The organism is Pseudomonas sp. A-R-19, from assembly GCF_019956575.1.
In the GTDB taxonomy this organism is placed as follows: Bacteria; Pseudomonadota; Gammaproteobacteria; order Pseudomonadales; family Pseudomonadaceae; genus Aquipseudomonas.
Map to the genome: position 1 here is coordinate 54,596 of NZ_JAHBDR010000126.1, position 19,589 is coordinate 74,184.

General features: G+C 50.4%; 19 protein-coding genes. 13 read left to right on the forward strand and 6 right to left on the reverse strand.

Annotated elements, in window-relative coordinates; all coding sequences use genetic code 11:
* Positions 1-153 precede the first annotated feature (153 nt).
* The 4 genes from KGA88_RS30920 to KGA88_RS30935 all read left to right on the forward strand — a co-directional run bounded on the left by KGA88_RS30920 (position 154) and on the right by KGA88_RS30935 (position 3,823).
* Positions 154-981, forward strand: a complete 828-nt coding sequence (locus tag KGA88_RS30920) for a citryl-CoA lyase (protein WP_223596639.1) — start codon at positions 154-156, stop codon at positions 979-981.
* Positions 982-1,003: 22 nt separating this feature from the next.
* Positions 1,004-1,621, forward strand: a complete 618-nt coding sequence (locus KGA88_RS30925; RefSeq protein ID WP_223596641.1) for a TetR/AcrR family transcriptional regulator — start codon at positions 1,004-1,006, stop codon at positions 1,619-1,621.
* A 513-nt stretch (positions 1,622-2,134) separates the two neighbouring features.
* Entirely contained in the window at positions 2,135-2,926 is a 792-nt protein-coding gene (locus tag KGA88_RS30930) for an SDR family NAD(P)-dependent oxidoreductase (protein ID WP_223596643.1), read from the forward strand.
* Positions 2,927-3,211: 285 nt separating this feature from the next.
* On the forward strand, positions 3,212-3,823 hold the full coding sequence (locus tag KGA88_RS30935) for a TetR/AcrR family transcriptional regulator (RefSeq protein WP_223596645.1): 612 nt from the start codon (positions 3,212-3,214) through the stop codon (positions 3,821-3,823).
* Positions 3,824-3,863: 40 nt separating this feature from the next.
* Here KGA88_RS30935 and KGA88_RS30940 read toward each other — a convergent pair whose 3' ends face one another.
* From KGA88_RS30940 to KGA88_RS30950, 3 genes are all read right to left on the reverse strand, one after another.
* A complete protein-coding gene (locus KGA88_RS30940; RefSeq protein ID WP_223596647.1) occupies positions 3,864-4,472 on the reverse strand; it encodes a TetR/AcrR family transcriptional regulator in 609 nt (202 codons plus the stop codon).
* Positions 4,473-4,491: 19 nt separating this feature from the next.
* Positions 4,492-4,911, reverse strand: a complete 420-nt coding sequence (locus KGA88_RS30945; protein ID WP_223596649.1) for an acyl-CoA thioesterase — start codon at positions 4,909-4,911, stop codon at positions 4,492-4,494.
* A 222-nt stretch (positions 4,912-5,133) separates the two neighbouring features.
* Positions 5,134-5,526 (reverse strand): RidA family protein, encoded by a 393-nt coding sequence (locus KGA88_RS30950; RefSeq protein ID WP_223596651.1) that lies wholly within the window; start codon positions 5,524-5,526, stop codon positions 5,134-5,136.
* Positions 5,527-5,878: 352 nt separating this feature from the next.
* Between KGA88_RS30950 and KGA88_RS30955 the strand changes: the two genes are divergently transcribed.
* From KGA88_RS30955 to KGA88_RS30995, 9 genes are all read left to right on the forward strand, one after another.
* Positions 5,879-6,715 carry a polysaccharide deacetylase family protein gene (locus KGA88_RS30955; RefSeq protein WP_223596653.1) on the forward strand — a complete coding sequence of 279 codons (837 nt, stop codon included), beginning with the start codon at positions 5,879-5,881 and terminating at the stop codon, positions 6,713-6,715.
* On the forward strand, positions 6,712-7,209 hold the full coding sequence (locus KGA88_RS30960; RefSeq protein WP_223596655.1) for a MaoC/PaaZ C-terminal domain-containing protein: 498 nt from the start codon (positions 6,712-6,714) through the stop codon (positions 7,207-7,209). The genes KGA88_RS30955 and KGA88_RS30960 overlap by 4 nt, the downstream gene beginning before the upstream one ends.
* 146 nt (positions 7,210-7,355) lie before the next feature.
* Positions 7,356-8,243 (forward strand): nitrilase-related carbon-nitrogen hydrolase, encoded by an 888-nt coding sequence (locus KGA88_RS30965; RefSeq protein ID WP_223596657.1) that lies wholly within the window; start codon positions 7,356-7,358, stop codon positions 8,241-8,243.
* A 486-nt stretch (positions 8,244-8,729) separates the two neighbouring features.
* On the forward strand, positions 8,730-9,518 hold the full coding sequence (locus KGA88_RS30970) for an electron transfer flavoprotein subunit beta/FixA family protein (RefSeq protein ID WP_223596659.1): 789 nt from the start codon (positions 8,730-8,732) through the stop codon (positions 9,516-9,518).
* Positions 9,518-10,489, forward strand: coding sequence for an electron transfer flavoprotein subunit alpha/FixB family protein (locus tag KGA88_RS30975; protein WP_223596661.1), 972 nt, complete (start codon positions 9,518-9,520; stop codon positions 10,487-10,489). The genes KGA88_RS30970 and KGA88_RS30975 overlap by 1 nt, the downstream gene beginning before the upstream one ends.
* 7 nt (positions 10,490-10,496) lie before the next feature.
* The gene (locus KGA88_RS30980) at positions 10,497-12,008 is read left to right on the forward strand and encodes an FAD-dependent oxidoreductase (RefSeq protein WP_223596663.1); all 1,512 of its coding nucleotides are present in this window, start codon (positions 10,497-10,499) and stop codon (positions 12,006-12,008) included.
* Between the two features lie 10 nt (positions 12,009-12,018).
* Positions 12,019-13,179, forward strand: coding sequence for an NAD(P)/FAD-dependent oxidoreductase (locus KGA88_RS30985; RefSeq protein WP_223596665.1), 1,161 nt, complete (start codon positions 12,019-12,021; stop codon positions 13,177-13,179).
* A gap of 156 nt (positions 13,180-13,335) precedes the next feature.
* Positions 13,336-13,512, forward strand: coding sequence for a hypothetical protein (locus KGA88_RS30990; RefSeq protein WP_223596667.1), 177 nt, complete (start codon positions 13,336-13,338; stop codon positions 13,510-13,512).
* 554 nt (positions 13,513-14,066) lie between these two features.
* Positions 14,067-15,194, forward strand: a complete 1,128-nt coding sequence (locus KGA88_RS30995) for a nitronate monooxygenase (protein ID WP_223596669.1) — start codon at positions 14,067-14,069, stop codon at positions 15,192-15,194.
* A gap of 198 nt (positions 15,195-15,392) precedes the next feature.
* On the opposite strand, the gene KGA88_RS31000 is transcribed toward KGA88_RS30995, so the two are convergent.
* The 3 genes from KGA88_RS31000 to KGA88_RS31010 all read right to left on the reverse strand — a co-directional run bounded on the left by KGA88_RS31000 (position 15,393) and on the right by KGA88_RS31010 (position 18,988).
* Positions 15,393-16,055 carry a M24 family metallopeptidase gene (locus tag KGA88_RS31000; protein ID WP_223596671.1) on the reverse strand — a complete coding sequence of 221 codons (663 nt, stop codon included), beginning with the start codon at positions 16,053-16,055 and terminating at the stop codon, positions 15,393-15,395.
* The gene (locus KGA88_RS31005; RefSeq protein WP_223596673.1) at positions 16,039-17,406 is read right to left on the reverse strand and encodes a 2Fe-2S iron-sulfur cluster-binding protein; all 1,368 of its coding nucleotides are present in this window, start codon (positions 17,404-17,406) and stop codon (positions 16,039-16,041) included. The genes KGA88_RS31000 and KGA88_RS31005 overlap by 17 nt, the downstream gene beginning before the upstream one ends.
* Before the next feature lie 103 nt (positions 17,407-17,509).
* The gene (locus KGA88_RS31010; protein ID WP_223596675.1) at positions 17,510-18,988 is read right to left on the reverse strand and encodes an APC family permease; all 1,479 of its coding nucleotides are present in this window, start codon (positions 18,986-18,988) and stop codon (positions 17,510-17,512) included.
* Positions 18,989-19,589 lie beyond the last annotated feature (601 nt).

The following is a 19,589-nucleotide window of genomic DNA, read 5'->3' on the forward strand; positions in this document are numbered from 1 at the left end:
TCAGCTTTCGGGGTAAAGGCAACCAGCCGTTCGAACCAGATTACCGACCTGTTTTTATCGTAGCTGTCTTGCTAGACAAAAAAAAAGACCTGACGTACAGTTTTGCCATTCCCCAGGAAATCGGGGGGGTTAGCCATTTTGGAGCAGGACAGGATGAACGATACAAGCAAGCGTTACTGGAGCAGCGCTGTCAGCCATGTCAAAGATAATGCGGTCTACATTCGCGGTTATGACCTGGGAGACATCATTGGCAAGCTGGATTTTGCCTCCGCAACCTTTCTATTGATCAGGGGCCGTCTTCCTACAGCAGGGGAGGCGCGGATGGTAAACGGTGTGTTGTGCTCGGTGCTTGATTACGCTTTGAAGAAGCCTGGAACTGTGGCAGCGAGATTTTGTGTGTCCAGCAACCCTTCAATGGTGGCCGGTTTGGCGACATCGGTGCTGACGGCGGGAGAATATTCTCTTGCCCCCGATCAAACAGGTAGTTTCCTGAAAGCGACGTTCGCTACCGCGCAAAGCGCTGAGACCTTTGACCAGGCTGCCGAATCGTTGGTAGCCCAAATGAGATCTAAACGCGAGCGCGTGCCGGGGTTAGGCCACCCAGCTTTTCGATACATCGATCCACGAGCTGAGCAACTCAAGACGTTGGCGATCGAAACGGGTGTATGGGGCGACATGTGTGAATGGTACGAAGCTGTTCACCGTGCCTTTATTGGTCAAGCCAACAAACCTGAGATGGTCATTAATGAAGTAGGGATGATGGGCGCGATTTTAGCGCAAATGGATTTCACTCCTGCAGAGATGACTGGATTAGCGGTCATTTCAACGCTACCGGGCGTAATTGCCCATATCTCTGAGGAAATGGAGTCCAAAGTCAGAATCCGTACCATTCCCGATGAGGAAGTCAGTTATAGCGTTGAAGTAAAGGACTTCTCAGCTGATTTCCTTCAGTCCGGGCTGACTCAATCATCAAACCCATAAATTTTTTGCAGGTTGTATCGTTGTGGTTTTACATTCCCACGGTAGGTTGGCCAGTAAATACGATAGCCTGAGCGGAGATATCAGCGCTAACGTGCGTTTAACGGCGCTCAATCTTTTTGTTGCACACGGATATCAAGCAGTGGGTTTAAGGCAAATTGCTCAGGGTGTCGGTTTGAAGCCTGGATATTTGTACAATCGAATCGAAGGGAAGGAGTACCTTCTCTTCGAACTTATTCACGACTTCGAACAAGAGCTTTCACGCGGCGTCAAACAAGCAATAGCTCGGGAACGCTCACAGAGGAAAAAACTGATGGCTTTTGTGTCTGAGTACACTGAATTCAGTTTGCTGAATCGTGATCTCCACACATTGGCTATCAGGGAAGGTCATTCTTTAGTCGGGAGTTTTCGCGACAAAATATACAGCCTTCGAAACTTCCGTTTAAATTTATTAAAGGGTATAGCGGCGCGTGAATGTTGTGAGCACGGAGTGAAACAAACTTATCGCGACCTCGCGTGTGAAGCAGTGATAGCCATGCTTTCAGGGATGCTGGTGGATAGGCGGTCTGATGCGCAATCAGGTTCGATGCAGCGCGTCGCAGGTGATATGGCTATAAAAATTCTCTGTGGCTCGAATGGCTGATCAGTGACCTGCAGAGCATGACTATAGAATTATCCAGACAAACGGTCATCTTCGCAGTGAGTGGGCAAATCCAACTGTTTGCTGGCTCGATTGAAAAGGTCGGTCACTGCATAACGATCGCACTGTCGTCTATCAAGGGCGTTATCCAATTTCCGTCCAAAAAACATCGTCGTTTATAGGGGTAAACAGTCATTGACAAAACTGCCCTTTTTGCCATACTGACTTGCGGGTACGTATTAATACCCCTGGGTACAAAGCCTGTAAAAGGCGGTTTAGACGATGAATGATTTTGTCGGCAGCGTGATATTTTCCAGAGGGGCATGGTGAGCTCACCAGCTTTCACATGCGAACTAACGTCACGCGTCATGCCCTTGCTCCAGCTTGCGCTTACCGAGCTTCCCCAAGGCTGCCAAACAGAGGGGGTGCCCGGGCAGTACAAAGGAGAACCCCGTGTCATGTTGGTTGTTCTGATTTTGGCTAGCTAATCTAACGCTAAATTATTAGGAGATACAGATGTTCAATTTGAATGGTCAGGTCATTATCATCACGGGCGGTGAAACGGGTATCGGTCTAGCGACGGTTGAACACCTTGCTTCCGCCGGCGTGAACGTGGTTTTAGGCGGCATTCTAGAAGACAAAGGTACCGAGGCTGCCAATTCGATCAACGCAAAAGGCGTTGGTAACGTGGATTTTGTCCAGACTGACGTTCGCAACCTGGCGCAGGTGGAAGAACTGATCGCCGGGACAATTCGCAAATACGGGAAGTTAGATGGTTTGATCTGCAACGCAGCCATTTTCGATGGGTTCGCCAGTGCGGTTGAGACCAGCGACGAGTTGTGGGAAGCAATTATCGATATTAACCTTCGCGGTACTTTCTATGCGTGCCGCGCTGCAATCCGGCACTTCCTGACCGTCGGCAAGGGTAATATTGTTAACGTTGCATCTGTAGGTGGTTTGGTCGGCGGCGCCGATGGTGCATCGTACACCGCGTCGAAACACGCTGTTATTGGCTTGTCCAAACAAATGGCCTGTGATTACGCCAAAGACGGCATTCGTATCAATACCGTATGTCCTGGTTCTATCCAAACGGAAATGCGAGCGAACTCGACACGGATTTTGGGCGAGCATGCACCTAAGATGCGGGGCGTCGGGGTGGATCCTGAGTGGTTACAACGTACCGTGCCTATGCAACGCAAAGGCAAGTCGGCTGATATTGCTGATATGATTCTTTTCTTGCTGTCGGACAAAGCAGACTATTGCGTGGGCCAAAATTTTGTAGTTGATGGTGGCTGGACAGCGAAATAATAGCTGCACGTATCAAGTTGGATTCTGAGGCGAAGGTCGTGGTTTCGAAGATGACGCAACCTCGCAAGGGAATTAATGCCCTGTAAAATTTTATACAGGGCATTATCAATAGTGCGTGAACTGGATCCTTCTGCAAAATTGTAGCGTTATTAATTGTGCGAGCTTTCAGCGAGACTGCACCGTCGATGCAGGTGTTGTGTTGAAGGTTCGTTCAGTGGCCTTGGTGTAACAAACACTTAAAGCAAAAATCACGAATAAATAGTTAATGTAAAATGGGTCGAGGCTATGGTGTCTTTTTCAGACGTTGATGTGTTCGTCGCAATCCGACAGGACCAAACAACTTACTCTAAAATTCGTTCGACTGCTCTGGATTTATTTGTGAAGCACGGGTATGAAGAGGTGGGTCTTCGCCAGATTGCTCAGGCCATTGGGATACAGCCTGGATCATTATATAATCACATCGATGGTAAGGAAGGCCTACTCTTTAGCCTTATCTTTGAGTATGACGTCGCGCTCATCGGCCACCTGAAAAAATCCGTCGAACCATCAACGTTGCCGCGAGACAAATTAGAACAGTACGTATACACGTATATTTGCTATGGTGTTTTGAATCATGATCTGCATTTGCTTGCCAGTCGTGAAAGAATGTACCTGGCTGGAGTTTATGGTGAGCGAATTCAGAGTTCAAAAAATGCTATGTCAGATTTGCTCGATCGTATAATTGACGATGGGGCTGCACTCGGCGAGTTTTGCTCTAAGGAGGAACTGCTTGCCGTGATAGCCATTGAGTCAGTGCTCAATGGCTTTGTCGCTAGCATTTCGGGTGATCGGCAGGAACACTGGGAAGCGTTGTCTAAATTGGCGTGTGGGATAGTATTGAAAATGGTAAATAAGTAGGCGGGGAACTCGACGTTGCCCGCCTGGGTCTGCCTAAAACTTACTTCAAATAACCGTCGGCTAACATTTCTGAATAATAAGTTGCGATTTCTTCTGCGGTCAGTGGCCCTTTATCGCTATACCACGTGTGCAGCCAGTTGCACATTCCGAGAAATCCGCCCACTGCAATATGTGAAGGTATCGATTTAAATACCCCGGCTTCAACACCCTCTTCAAAGACGCTTTCTATCAGGGAGTCGTACTCGCGCTTATGCTTGCGCATGTGATCGTACTGCTCAGGCAATAATTCACTTTCTTCGCGGAAGAAAATGGCCGTCCAGTCTTTCTGAGTCATCACATTCAGGCAGTGACGGTAGAGAATCTGCTTGAGTTTTTCCTGGGGCGACAGGTCTTGTTGCAGCAAGACTTCATTCACAGTAGCGTTGTATCGATCACACATCCGAAGAAAGATCTGCCAAAGAATTTCATTCTTGTTGGTGAAATAGTAGTAAACAACCGACTTTGTGTAACCGAGGCTGGCAGCGATATCATTGATCGTGATAGCACGAAATCCTCTCTCCCCAAACAATCGCGCGGCAGCGGCCAGGATTTCATCCTGTACATACGCTTGCTTGCGTTGCTTGAGTTGGTCGCGTAAATCGATATTCATAAAATTCACCAATGAGCAGTCATAAGGGGGTAGGTGCTGAAACTAATGCGCTTGCCGCGCTTTTTATGGTGCCAGGGATCGGTTTGGATACTCTGTTAAGAAGATCGTAGTAAACGCTGAACATCGTGATTTCTGCGCACATTTCATTATTGAAATTGCGAAGAACATGATGCGTCGTTAACGACGAACTCCCGACCCGATTGACCGTGCTTTCCACGGTGAACAAGTCACCCACTTTCAATTCCGCACGGTAATCGATTTCGTGACGAACGTCAGCCCACCCCTCTTGACGCTCCTCACGCCATCCGGGGTTATAGCCCAGAGAGGCAACGAGGTGCCAAAAAGCCTGGTCGAAGGCGGCTATATAAAACTGGACCGTCATATGACCCATCGCATCGGTCTGAGCCGGGTAAACAACGCCCTTGAATGTAGATTGCATCCTGACACCTGTTTAAAGGTCTATTTAGAGCCCTTGAAGCTTTGTTTCAGCAACACGCAGGGTCCCCAACATGACTGATTGTCTTTTTTTTGTACCTGAAAGTCAAAAATTAATTCCCTGACGCGCTTAATGCATGTTGATGCAGTCAAAAAGCTAAAACCCCCGCTGCACGCTAACTCGGCGACCGCGGAGGTTTATTTGCAAGAAATCTGCAGGTAGGAACTATTTGTTATCAAGGATGGCAATGCCATCGATTTCGATCTTGATGGCGGGATCCCACAGCTCGCCAACGCCAATGACGCTGAATGCTGGAGGTGTTTCCAGGTTTACGAAGCTATTACGAACCTTTTTGAAGGTTCCCAGAATTTCCGGGTTCACCTCTGTCAGGAACACATTGAATTTGGCCACGGACTCAAACCCTACTCCGGCGGCTTTGAGGGTCAGCTGGATGTTCTCGAAAGTCACTCTCACCTGATGCTCAAAATCGCCTTCGACGACATTACCTGCTGCATCAGTGGGGCAGTGCCCAGTGAGAAATAGTGTTTTGGAACCGGTGGCAATGGTCGCTAATGAAACTCCCGGCCAGCTTTCGCCCACATTTACGGCTTCGATCATTGGATTCTCCTCGGATGACTGCAGTCCAGCCAGAATAAAAGATCAGCGGGTACCTAAAAACAACCGCCGAGTATAAATCCTATGCCAGCTATCCAGGCGCTGCAAGCTATTTTGGCCTGCAGACGCTTGCCTGTGGGGCTTAAAGCACTCCTGATGGACGCGACATTATTTTGCTCGGGACCGTATTGACACGATAAATTATTCAATCATACTGACCCGGCAGTCTAAAAATCCATACGGCAGGTATGAGTGACAGTCCGGTCGTTCTAATCGGTGCTGTGGGTAGCTAAATCACCTCAATCAAAGATCGCTGAGTCAAGACTGGGTGATGTCACGTTAATAGGTAGGATTTATGACCACGGTATGTCTGACGTTTGACTTCGATGCGCTGTCCATTTGGTTGAGTACGTTCAAGCAGACGTCGCCGACCCCTTTTTCCCGTGGAGAATTTGCAGCCAATGTCGGTCTGCCTCGTGTGCTTGAGGTGTTGCAGCGTTGTGAAGTGGACGCGACGTTTTTTGTGCCAGCACACACCGCGCGGAGCTTTCCCGAGCTGACTCGGCTGATTGTTGAGCAGGGTCATGAGGTTGCTTGTCACGGACTGGTGCATGAATCGCCAGTCGGACTTGCACTTGAGGAAGAGCGTCAATCGTTAGCGGCTAGCATAGAAGTACTAACCGAGGTAACTGGCGTTCGTCCGGTCGGTTACCGTTCGCCCGCGTGGGATCTTAGTCAAGACACTATCAAGGTGCTGGAAGAGCATGGCTTGATTTACGACAGCAGTTTGATGGCTTATGACTACAAGACTTACTACGCACGCATCGGAGATATCGTAACAGAGGAGCGCTTCACGCCGGGCTGTGACAGTACGATTCTCGAGTTTCCAGTTGCCTGGGAATTAGACGACTACCCGTATTTCCAGTTCACGCCTCGTCCGCTTTATCAAGGGCTTCGGTTGCCTGAGGATGTTTACAAAGCGTGGAGTGCGGAGTTCGATTGTGCCCATTCGGAGTCCGGCGTTTTTACACTGACGTGTCATCCGGAAATCATCGGCCGTGGGCCTCGAATCAAGATGTTAGAGCAGCTGATTAAATACATGCAAACGCATGAGAATGTTGTATTCAGTACGATGGGCCACGTTGCCACAACCCTTCGCGCAAACCATCAAAATAATGGAGTTAGCCTATGAGCAGCATCGAAGAAGTCAAAAACCAACCTCAATTGACTGGTATTGGTCAAAACGCACTTTATTATGAGCAGTTTTATGTAGGTCAAGAATGGAACTCGCCACGTCGCACCATCACTGAGACAGACATTGTAATGTTTGCAGCGCTTACCGGTGATCACAACCCTGTTCACACGGATGAAGAGTTCGCTAAAACCACACCTTTTGGTGGGCGAATTTTGCATGGCCCGGCTGGGTTTGCGATTGCTACCGGTCTTGAAAGCCGTCTGGGGATTAAAGAAGGCACAGCCATCGCGTTTCTCGGCATGACTTGGGATTTGCGCGGGCCGATCTTAATTGGTGACACCATTCATGTTAACCAAAAGGTCGCCTCTTTACGTCCTACTAAAAAACCTGCTGTTGGCATCGTGAATTTTTACGTATCACTTGTTAACCAACGAGGCGAGGTCGTGCAAGAGGGTGAGTGGAAAGTAATGATGCACAGCCGAGCGGTGTAGATCCAGGTCGCGCGATATCAATCCTCGAGTTAACCGTCGCTAATTTAAGGTGTCGCGCGTTTGCGTTCATACGTTAATCAGTGCGCTGTCATTTGCTGCAGTAGAGCGGCTTAATACACGTTCAGAATTGTGATCTGGAGTAGCTCGTGGTCGATAATTTGAAAGTTTCCATTGCTGTGTTTGAAATACGCCATTATAGCAATTTCGACGAATACGCTGAGCATGTGGAGTCATTTGTCGCTAACGCTAAAGCGGCTGATAGTCGAGCTGTGCTGTTTCCAGAGTTTTTGCCTATGGGGCTGCTCTGGACAGACAGCGAGGCAGAACACGTCGATAACACTAAGGTGGCGGAATTTTATCGGCGTGTGTTGACTCCACTGTTACCCCGTCATGTAATGCTGATGAGTTCGCTCGCTAAAAAATACGAGCTTTATATCATTGGCGGCAGTTTTTGGCATGAGGAAGAGGGCAAAGGCTATAACAGCGGCTTTGTGTTTAATCCTGATGGAACGCACGTGCGTCAACATAAAGTCCATATGACAAGGGGCGAGCGCGCGATTCAAACTGAGGGCGGCTCGGAGCTTAATATCTTCGAGATCGATGGCGTACGCTGCGGCATGGTCATTTGCTATGACTTGCAATATCCAGAATTGACACGTCATTACGCCAGTCAAGGGGTGGAAGTACTGTTTGTTCCCACCTTGACGGATGAGTTGGGTACCTGGCGTGAATGGCACAGCGGACATGCGCGCGCGTTGGAAAACCAGATGTTTGTTTGTATCTCAACCCTGGTGGGGAATTTGGGTATCCCGTATGACTATCCCGCTAAATGTTCAGGACGTGCATTTGTTGCGTGCCCGATCGATAACAAATTCAAGATCAAAGACGGTACTTACGCGGTAAAAGAAAACGAAAGTGAAGGATTACTTCAGGTCGACCTGGATCTTTCTACCTTGCGCCTGTCCCGCGAACGAGCGGAAGTAAGGCAACTTCGCGACCGACGTGCTGATGTGTACTCTGGCTTATTTAAATAGTCCGCTGTGAAGGACCGGGAGATCGGCATCTGGAATACGCGACTCTGAATTGATGTCACTCCATGTGGGTTCTACCCGCGTATGAAATTTCAATCTGTGGAAACGTCGATCTCTCATTCTTCATGGAATCACTCCGCGCGCAGGTTCGAGTCATGTTTCCTCTTCAGGAGTCATGAGGTGACGTCATGCATCACGTCCATCCCAGACTTAACGCTAAGTTTCAACGACTTATGGACAGCGCTACACAATTTTAACAATGACTGAAAAAAAGATAGACCGGTCGGTCTTTTTTGTGTACCAATAGGTCACTGGTCTTTTGTTTGCTAAATGCGTTGGGCCCGACGTGTGTGGAGTCGTCATTGATTAACTCAACCACAGAGGGGCGTGCTGATTTAAGGTGGCTAAACGTACAGTGATCTGGCCCCTTGTCGGTGATCAATAGTAGTCAGCCGCGTTACAAGAAAACCGGCGATAGAGGAGCGTCACATGCATATCGTGGTAACTGTGAAGCAGGTATACGACCCTAACACACCTCCAGCCTTACTCCAGGTTGGAGTCGATGGTAAATCTGTCGAAGTGCGTTCGGGTAGTCCAGTTCTTAATGGGTATGACGCTAACGCCGTGGAGGAGGCCATTCGTCTCAAAGAAAAGTTAGGCGCGACGGTAACCGTGCTGAGCGTAGGGGACGATCAGGCCATCAATCAGCTACGCCGCGCGTTGGCTATTGGTGCTGACAAAGCGGTTCTGATTCAGGGCCCGTCAGCCCTTGAGTGCGATGGTGCTCTGATTTCAGAATTGTTGGCCGCTGCCATTGGGCGATTGGACCCGGTCGATCTGATTCTGTGTGGTAAAGCGTCATCGGACACAGATGCTGGGCAGACTCATCTCATGCTCGCAGAACGGCTCAATTTGCCTGCTGTAAATTCTATCAAAGCTGTGGCAATCGACGGCTCTGGTGCAGCGCTTGTAGATCGCTTTGGCGAAGATTCACTACAGCGGCTGAAGGTTCTTTTGCCCGCATTACTGGGCGTCTCGAATGAGATCAACAAGCCTCGTTCGCCCGCACTCAAGGGCGTGATGATGTCTAAAAAGGCAACGATTCCTACCTGGACAGCTGAAGAGCTGGGGGTGGTGAATTACCTTCCGAGCACAACGCTGCTGGGTCTTTCCGTCAAACCTCAGGCTGAGGTACAGACCCATCTGATATCGACTGGTTCTGCAGAAAGTGATGGCCGTGCACTGGCTGAGTTGATGGTTCAAAAGGGGCTAATCTGATGGCAAATATCCTGGTGTTCGGCGATGTGCAAAGTGGGCAATTGCAATCCACTACTTTTGAACTTTCATCACTTGCGAATTTGCTCGTCCAAGCCGGCGGGGTAGTGAATGGCGCAGTATTAGGTAACCAGCTTGGTAACGTGATCGAAGCGTTCAGTCCCAAGGGGACAACCACTCTTTATGTCACAGATCATCCAGACCTGGCTGACTACAATGGTGATTCGTTTGTTGCCGCTGCTGTTTCCATTATCGAAAGTGTGCAACCTGAACTTGTGATATTTGCGCAAACAGCAGATACCAGCGAATGGGTTCCGCGACTGGCAGCAAAACTGGACGCTGCGCTAGTCACGGGCTGCACGGGTATCGAACGTGAAAACGGTCATCTCGTGGCAGTGAAAATCAACTGCGGCGGAGCATTCGTAGCTCGCTATCAGCTCAATCGCAAATTAAGCATGATTACGTTGAGTCCCGGCAGCCTTCCAGCAGCTGATACCGGCGCTGCGGTGTTGGTCGAGTCTGTGCCGTTCAATCCGGTACCTCGTCGTATCGAGGTGCTCGAAGTCGTTACCGAGGACTCGGGGACGGGGCCTGCTCTGAAGAGCGCTCGAGTCGTGATCGCGGGCGGGATTGGAGTAGGCAGTGCGGATAATTGGCATTACATTGAGGATGCCGCCACCAGCTTGGGAGCTGCGGTAGGCGCAAGCCGTGCGGCTGTTGATATGGGCTGGGTGCCCTCCACGCGTCAGGTTGGTTTCAGCGGATTGAAAGTCAGCGCTGATCTATATGTCGCGGCCGGGATTTCTGGAGCTATCCACCACTTGGCGGGACTCGGCAGGGTCAAGAATATCGTGGCCATTAACGAGGATGCAGAGGCGAGCATTTTCTCTATCGCCAAGTACGGGGTAGTCGGTGATCTGAAACAGGTGCTTCCAGCATTTGTCGCCCGTGTTAACGAACTCAAAGCCAAGTGATTCCAATATGACCATTCATCAAGAACAAGTGGTTGTGGTGGGCGCCGGTGTCGCGGGATGTACCGCGGCGTTGGCTGCCGCTAGAAATGGTCTGCGCGTCACGCTTGTAGACGAGCATCCGCAGAATACGACCTCAATGAGTCTGGATGCTCCCTATTTTTACGGTGCTCGATTGGCATCGGTGCTTTCCGACGAAGCGACGATTGCTGATCGTGTACTCGGTTCCAACGATCTGCTGATGGATTGCCTCGAGGCGGGTGTAGAAGTCATTACGAACACTTGTGTATGGGGTGTTTTTGTACCCGGTGAGAACACGCAAAATCTGTCCGGTAAGCAAGTCGGCCTCGCCGACGCTGACAAATCATGGATGTTGGGCTTCGATTACCTTGTGCTTGCCACCGGAGCTCGCGATCTTGTGTTGTCGTTCCCCAACTGGGAACTGCCTGGCGTACTGGGTGTTAAAGCTGCAACGACGTTGCTCGGAAAATACCAGGCATTGGGTGGCAACGAGCTGGTCGTCCTGGGATCGGGCAATATTGCCCTTCAATTTGCACTCCAAGCAATTGAAGCGGGCGTCAACATTGTCGGGATCGTTGAACCTGCAGCGACTATCCAGGGTGACTCGGCGCTTGCCTCTGCTCTGAAGCAACACTCGGTACCGTTTTTCCTCGACACGACAGTCGTGGAGGCCACCGGCAAAAACCAGGTTTCCGGTATTCGTCTCGTAGGACTCGGCGTGAATAAAGAAACCATCGATCTGTCCTGCGATACTATCTGCATGGCTTACGGTGCGGTGCCTAATATTGAGTTGGCCGCGGTTGCGCGTTGTTCAACCCGATTTGATGCCTCCCTGGGTGGTTGGGTGCCCCAGTTGACGCAAGAGCAAGCCACGTCGGTTGACGGCGTGTATGTAATCGGCGATGCATCGGGCATTGATGAATGTGCATTGATTCACCCTGAAGTTGCCATTTCGCAGGCCTACCGTGCGGTCGCGTCAATCTTAGCCTTCGAGAAAATCGCACCTGATTTTCAAGTTCAAAACCCTGGGGTGACCACGTCGTCGACTTCGAGTTATCCGCCGAACCTTTGGCTGGATAGTCTTGTGGCAGCGGCTGGTCTCGATGTGATCGCCTGTCAATGCGAGGAGGTAACGCGTCGACAATTGCTTTCGGTCAATGCTCCTCGATATCTCCACGTAGAGAACGGAAGCCCCGATGACGCGCTCGCGAAGTTGATCGTCAAAGGGTCGGCAAACCAGGACATGCATAAGCGTATGACGCGCGTGGGGATGGGGCACTGTCAGGGACGGCGTTGTCGTGAGCATTCGAGCATGTTGCTGGCAGGATTCTCTAACCTGCCGCTGTCGGCGGTCCTTCCGGGTAGTTATCGAATTCCTGTGCGACTGCTTTCAATAGCGGTTATGACTGCACACGATGAGCCTGCGTCTATGGGTGATCGTTGGCCTTATTGGCTTAACCCTGTGGAAGATATCGCTCCCCATCGCGAGCCTGAACGTTGAGGTAATCCGGATGCAAAATGCAGATGTAGTAATTATCGGTGCCGGGATCTCAGGCTTGTCGACTGGTTATTGGCTTGCTAAAGCGGGCATGAAAGTCATCATCGTTGAGAAAGGGCGGATGGCCAATGAGGCCTCCTCCCGGGCCACAGGTTATCTGTCACTCAGAGCAGACCAGCCTGAGGAGAATCCACTTGCGATGGCCGCAGAGAAGATGTGGGCGACGCTGGATGAGGAGCTGGGTTATCCCACTGAATGGACCCCTAAAGGACGTATCTGGGCCTCGATCACTGAGCAGGATTGGAAAGAAACACTGGAGCTTGGCGAAAGCTTTCGAAAAACCAATCTATCTTTCGAAATCTTGGACAATGCTCAATGTCGGCAGCTGATTCCTTCGCTGTCACCCTCAGTAATAGGAGGGCTATACACGAAGCATTCTGGTCATGCTAATCCACAGCGCACCTCTCAAGCATTCGGATGGGCCTTCATGGACAGGGGAGGTGTTGTTCTTGAACAGACGCCTGCACTTGGAATTGTCGTCGAAGGCGGTAAGGTCAAGGGCGTTCGGACTCAAGATGGCATCATCTACGCTGATCATGTGGTGAGCAGCGCGGGCCCCCAATCAGCCCTCATCGGTAAAATGTTGGGCGTCAATGTGCCCGTCGCAGCGGTCAGATTGGAAGCCGCAGTGACTGCGCCATTACCTCCATTATTCGATATCGCTCTGGTCGGTCATGGAATGTCTGTTCGGCAGACCAAGCGAGGCAACATCCACTTCAATGGCGGGCCCTACGAGTGGGTAGGGGTCGATATTGATAAAGAGCCTGCAAAACCAAACACGCCTCTTTTGCGTAACATGGTAAAGCGCGTCAGCGAATTGTTTCCTTCGTTGAATAACACTGCAGTGCTGCGTAGCTGGGCCGGAGTCGTAGATGTCACGCCCGATCAAATGACCATTCTGGAGCGACTGACGTCGCCCGAAGGATTGGTATTAGTCGTAACTTCCGGGCACGGGTTCGGGATGGCGGCGGCTGTGGGTCGAGCGGCGGCCGACCTGGTGCTTGAAGGGCGCTCTTCAATTCCAATTGATGGTTTGGGTTTGGATCGCTTTAAAAATCTACCCGCCAATTGGCAGGAATTGCGTCATTGGCTACCCGGTAACTACAACACGTAGAAATAGCCGAAAGCCTCCCATCCGAGATGCGTTTTCTGATGAGCAAAAGCAGTGGGACTTTGTTTGGTTAGTAACTAAACGTAGTCTTTCAGGTTGTCTTCAGGCGCCTATCACCGTCGGATGGTTTGATAGGTTGCCTTTTTTTGGAGTCATAAAATGCGCAAAAGAAGTGTTGATTTGCTGTCCATGTTTTGGCCTCTCAAGAAACGGATTGTCAATCATACGGGCGCGGAATCCAAGACCATGGGTCGTGCTAAAAAATCTCAAGTGAACGCCCCTGTTGACCCTGTTACAGGCAATAGCATTTATCCTGAATACTTCCCTTGGGTTTGACCGGAGTGAACAGGTTTGGTGCGTATGGGGGCGCTAGCGCATTGAGTTGACAGTCTGTTGGTGTTTGAAAGCATTTCATTTCGGTAGGCATCATTGCACACTTCTGACGTCCAGTTTTGTTTGAAACGCATACCGATCAATATCCAATGCCCATCGTTACCGTTTCACATTCCCCGACTCGACAGTCAGCGCACTTCGTAGTGTGAGATATCTTTCTGCGCCACATTTACTGAATTTATCAATAAGGAAAGCAGTGGACGATTTAGCTCTGTTTGGCTTGTCCGTAGCTAACTTCTTTTGGTTTTTAGGAATGTTCATTATCCGTTATTGGGTGCGAGCTGATTGTGCAAAAAAAGGCATCGGTTCTACGAGGCGCTGTCAAGATTTTCGTCGAGCATAACGTGAAGCGGTGAACTTTCTTTGCAAATTGGTACCCGTGATGATATTTTCATACTCGTGGGTCTAAAAATATGCCCAATGGATTCAATTCATGGGCTTGGCGATAAGCCCTCGCTGGTCTGGCAGAGGTCGAAACATCAATAGGCAGGTGAAGCATGAGAACAGAATTGGCAAAACAGCTTGGGATCGAACTTCCTATCTTCGCGTTTTCGCATTGTCGCGATGTGGTCGCTGCCGTCACCAAATCAGGGGGCTTAGGGGTGCTGGGCGCCGCTTGGATGACGCCTGAAGAGCTGGAAATGTCGATCGATTGGATTACCCGGGAAGTCGGTGGCAAACCTTTCGGCGTAGACCTGGTGTTTCCTGACACCAGCGCGGGCAGCGGAGGCGGCCCTGAAAAAACACCGGAAGAATACCTGAAGATGATTCCTTCAGAGCACTTGGCCTTTGTCCGCAAGATGCTGGTTGAGTCCGGCGTAGCTGACTTGAGTCCGGAATACTACGAAAGCTATATGGTCGAGTATGCCCACAAGATGGCCATGACCAATAAGAAGAGCCGTGAGCAGCTCGATATCTCACTTAGCAAGTCAGTGAATTTGATTGTCGGCGCGTTGGGAGTCACCCCTGAATGGGTGGTGAAGGATGCGCATGCTCGAGGTACTCAAGTTGGTGCACTTGTCGGTAGCGCCAAGCACACCATCAAGCAAAAAAACGCCGGTGTAGACATCATGATTGCCCAGGGCACCGAAGCAGGTGGCAGCGTGGGCGATATCTCCTCCATGGTTCTGTGGCCTCAGGTTGTTGAAGCCGCTGGTGGATTGCCAGTACTGGCAGCTGGTGGGATTAGCCGAGGCTCACAAATGCTTGCAGCCCTCGCAACGGGTTGCCAAGGTTTTTGGCTGGGTTCTTTGTGGCTTGGTACTGCTGAAAGCGATCTCTCATTGGAGATGCGCGAAAAGTTATTCCAAGCCGAGTCGACTGATGCACGGTTAAGCAAAGCAATGACGGGCAAGCAGGGGCGTATGCTGAATACCGAATATGTGCGCGCCTGGACCAAGCCTGATGCATTAAAACCGCTTGACTGGCCAATGCAGTCCATTCTTTGCGGCTACCCGTTCAAGGCGGCCGAGCGTGCTCACAAGCTCGATTATTGGACTCACTCGGTAGGCCAGGTCGTGGGTGATATGAAGGGGCACACTACAGTCAAATCCGAGATTGAAAGGATGTTGAACGAATATCTTGAGGCGTTGGACAATCTCAACCGAGTCACTTCGTTCGATTGATAGTTCAGCTTTATTCGAAAATACATGCTGGACAAAAGGCTTGAGGTTAACACCCCAAGCCTTTTTCCGTTCCCGCCATATCAGCCTATCGGCGAGGCAATATGTCAGTGTGGTTGTTTATCATGAAGTCTCGGATTCAGGGCTGAGAAGGGGAAGGTCGTGCAGCTACGGGCGTCAGGTGCTGGCTGTCGGAAGTCGCTACGTTACCAGGAGATCTTCATAATAAGCTCCGAATGGAAGCGTCTTGTGACGGATCAAAATTTCCAGAATCCACCGATGAGTGGAGGGCACAGTGCCCAGACCGCTCAAGCTTCCAGGGTATTGATGAGGAAAGTCAGCCACACGATGCCCGGCCATTATCGGGTTGAATACCCAACCCATAGCGTCAGATTTCCGGGCGGCGTAATCGTACAGTGCGTCACCTGAAACTCCGGTATTCCTCCAGTATTCCTGCACATCGTCCCATATCGCCTTTACGGCAAGCTTTGCCCGAAGCATCTCTGGGTCGTCTCCGATGACATAGGTGTTTCCACCATCGCCTTCCCAATCTTGCCAAATCGGCCCAATGTCCAGCGTGATGATATCGTTCTGCTGAAGAGTTACACCAGGCACCGAAGGCGCGCCATATTCCAAGACTGTGTTGCAACCGAAGCGCACCACGACCTTGTGCCAGCCAAGTAACAGCCCGAGCTTTTTCAGCACCTTGCGAGCCGTTCGTTCGCCTTCAGGTTCGGTCATGCCTGGATAAATATGACGGGCAATCTCATCAAGCGCTGACATGGTTTTGTCACGTGCTTCGAGCATGCCGTCTTGAGAGAATTGTGGGCCGACAACTTCAGTGTCGTTATTCGGAAAGGTCATGGTGAAGCTCCCTTAGACGAGAAACACGCGAAGGCCGTCCTGGCAGTTGGATGCAAACGTTGTCGAAACGATCGGAGACCAACACCTGGCAAGCCAGTCTGTCACCGGATCGCAAGTCAGTAAGGCAATCCAAGAGATCGGCCTCATCCTCCTCTGGTTCTGAAACTTTTGATTTACTTATGTTCACCCGACAAGTGGCACACACTGCGCCACCTCCACAATAGTGATCGAGCTTGAGACCCGCGTTGATAATGGCTTCCAGAAGGGTTATCCCGGTTTCACTTTGAATGCGACCTTGAACTGAACTCTCGCTGAATGCAATTTCGAAGCTAACAGCGGGAAGCTTTCCGGGCGGTGGGCCAACATTGAAGGCATCCGCGAAGAAGTGCTCTGCGGATAATGAGCCTTTCTCGATAAATGAGGATCTTGCACTGTCGATCATTTCAGGAGAACCGCAGGCGTATACATCGAAGCCACTCAGGTCTGGATGATCTTCCAAGACCGCTTTTGGTAGGCGCCCCCGTCGGCCTGGCCAGTTTTCCGAGCAGGCCTTGGAAAGAACTTCCGCGTAGTGAAATGAGGCGCCTAACTTGCCCCATTGCGCGGCAAGTTGGGACATGTAGATATCCGGCAGTGTGCGACCACCCCAGTAAAAATATACTGGGGTGGTCCGTTCCCAGAGGCGATGGGTTTCGATCAGCGACTTGATGGGGGCGAATCCAGTTCCAGTAGCTAAAAGGATAGCGGGACGTTCACAGGGGCTGATCCATTCGAAATCCCCAAAGGGCCCTTCAAGTCCTAAAATATCACCACGCTTGGCTGTATCGAACAACCAGTTAGTGAATTCGCCATCTTCCTTTTTCCTGATATGCAGCTCAATTTCATAGGCGGCCGATGTTTGCGGAGCATTTGCAATCGAGAAGTATTTGAGCCTTTTTGCTATCCAGCGTATCCCGATGAATTGGCCGGATTTGAATCTGAAGGAGTCGGGGGTGAGAATGCGAAGCCGAATGCCGAGGACATCATCCGCGAGCCGGTCCAAGGATTTGATTTGTACTGAATAACTGGGCTTATCGGCACTGGGTGGTTCATGCAACATCACGATGTCGGAACGGGGCGATATTTGGCAGAGAAGCACCTCTTGGGGTGGATCCTCCAGCCCCACGGATTGAATATCTGTGCTGCCCTGAATGCTGTAACTACCTGAGGTGATGATGGCTTTGCACGTTCCGCAGATGCCTTGTCGACATGAGTGCCCGACGGAGCACCCGGCGCGCACCGCCGAGGTAACCAAATCAAATGCCGGCTCCGCGGCAAATGTTGCACCGGTTGAAGCGATCAGAATCTGCATCAAATATCCACTTTAAAAAATGGCATGGCGGCACAAAGTATCATGCCGCCTGCCGTCACTATGGCGAGGCATTCCTGCCCGCTTTATTTTTGGCCGAGGGTCATCACATCTCCTGGCGTCCGATCCGGCGGTAAGCATCAGGGCGTGCACTTTTCAGGTAATGTGCATACACGACACCTATTGCAAGTAGAGCGAACGCCATGCCCATCAGAGAATAGGCCAACGTGGTATCGCCGGTAAGAAGCTCCATATTTGTTGTTGCCAACCACGATGTGCAAAGTAGGCCAACTGCCGCCAAGCCTGGCGCGAAGTAAGCTCTCCAGAAGCTATACGTATGCTTGACTTTCGCGAAGTAAGCGATAATGGACACAGCGGTAAGCAGTTGCAGTAACATCAATGCATAACCGCCAACCCCTCCGAATCCACCATAACCTTTGTACGGGTCTACATTATAAATAACGCAAATGCTCATGACCGTTACAGAAATCGCCGTTACCAGCAGGGATGCAAAATGGGGTGATTGATGTTTGGGGTGCACACTCGCGAGTTTTCGGAAAAGCACCCTGTCTGAAGCCAGAGAGTACACATAGCGCGAGAGAATATTCTGAATCGCCAGCAGACAGGCAAAGATGCTAGAGCACAGCAGTACATTCATCACATTAGCGCCTGCATTACCCAGGTACTGTCTGACACTGTTGAGGATGGCATTGGCAGGATCTGCTTGAGTCGCGGACATTACGGACGGAGCGCCATATGCGGTGATGTAAGCGATGGCAGTCACGATGAATAATGCGGCCAAAATGCCTACTGCCAGGAATGTTGCTCGAGGGATAGTCTTTTCCGGGTCCTTGGCTTCTTCCCGGAAAATAGCTGTCGCTTCGAATCCTGCGAATGAGCCCACAGCGAGCAGTACCGCAATTCCAACCGAGCCCGAAGTGAAGTTGCTGGTCGATAACCATTCTGTCGAGAAAGTGCTGGCACCGTTAGTGGCAAACACTGTGCCGTCCCATGCAATGACCAGTAGCACTTCCAGTAATAGAGCAAAGGAAAGCACTGCCGCGGACAGGGTGACCTTCAGGTATCCGAGAACTGCGACAAGGGCCATGATCAGGAATGACCATCCCCACCATGGCATTAGTGGTACGCCAAGCACATTGTTGGCCAGTGCGGTGTAAGAAACTCCCGCGTAGCAGTAAATACTAAACATCATGAAAAAGTAGGCCATGATCGCTACGAAGGCGCTCCCCAGGCCTAAGTGGCGGCCCAGGCCTATCGTAATATAGGAGTAAAATGCCCCCGGGTTTGGTGCATGTTTCGACATCGCTGTAAATCCGAATGCGAAAAGCATGATCAAACACGCGGCCGAAAGGAAAGCTAGCGGAACGCCGAGCCCGTTTCCTTCCACCATCATTAGGGGCATATAGCCAGTGATGACTGTCAACGGTGCATTGTAGGCCAGAACAGTAAAAACAATATCTAACGTACCGAGCTTTTTGCTTAGCTTCGTCTTGGTCGCATCGCGATTGTTTTCACTGGCTGAACGTGTATCCACGGTAAACGCAGCTTTCGATAAGCGCTCCATTGGTATTCCCTTTAAAGTTGATTTTAAGGTCAAATTTATCCATAGCTCTACAAAGCGATATGGGTCAGGAGCCAATTGGACTGACGTTCGAGTATCTTTGATTACGTGAAATATTCATGATTTTTCCCTGGTCATATTTCTGATCTTATTTGTAACGAGGGCAGTGCATAACCAATTCAGCCACAAGTTTCTTATTCTTTGAAAGGCGATGTACTCAGAGGTGCGTTAAACATACCTGTCAGTCAGATTACCGGAATGTGCAGTCAAATCAAGAAATTTTGATCACTGATTTCGTTTTTTTTATTCTTTAAAATCAATTAATTAGGGGGGGATAAGCTTTCGGTGAGGAAAATCGGATGGGCGGGTTGCCGTTTTCCAAGATCGTGACTGCTGTCTGCAGCGAGGGTGAGGCGTAAAAGGGCTGCCAAGGCTTGTGCTGACTGTCATGAGCCGAGATTCAGAAGCCTCACTGTTAGCAGTTAAAATTCAGCGTTCTACAACAAAAAGTTATAGCGTTAATTCACCGAGCAACACCTGGTTCCATTAGTTACTTATCGGCAGGGAAGCCTTATGTAATAACTGATACTGCCTTGAGTGGCAA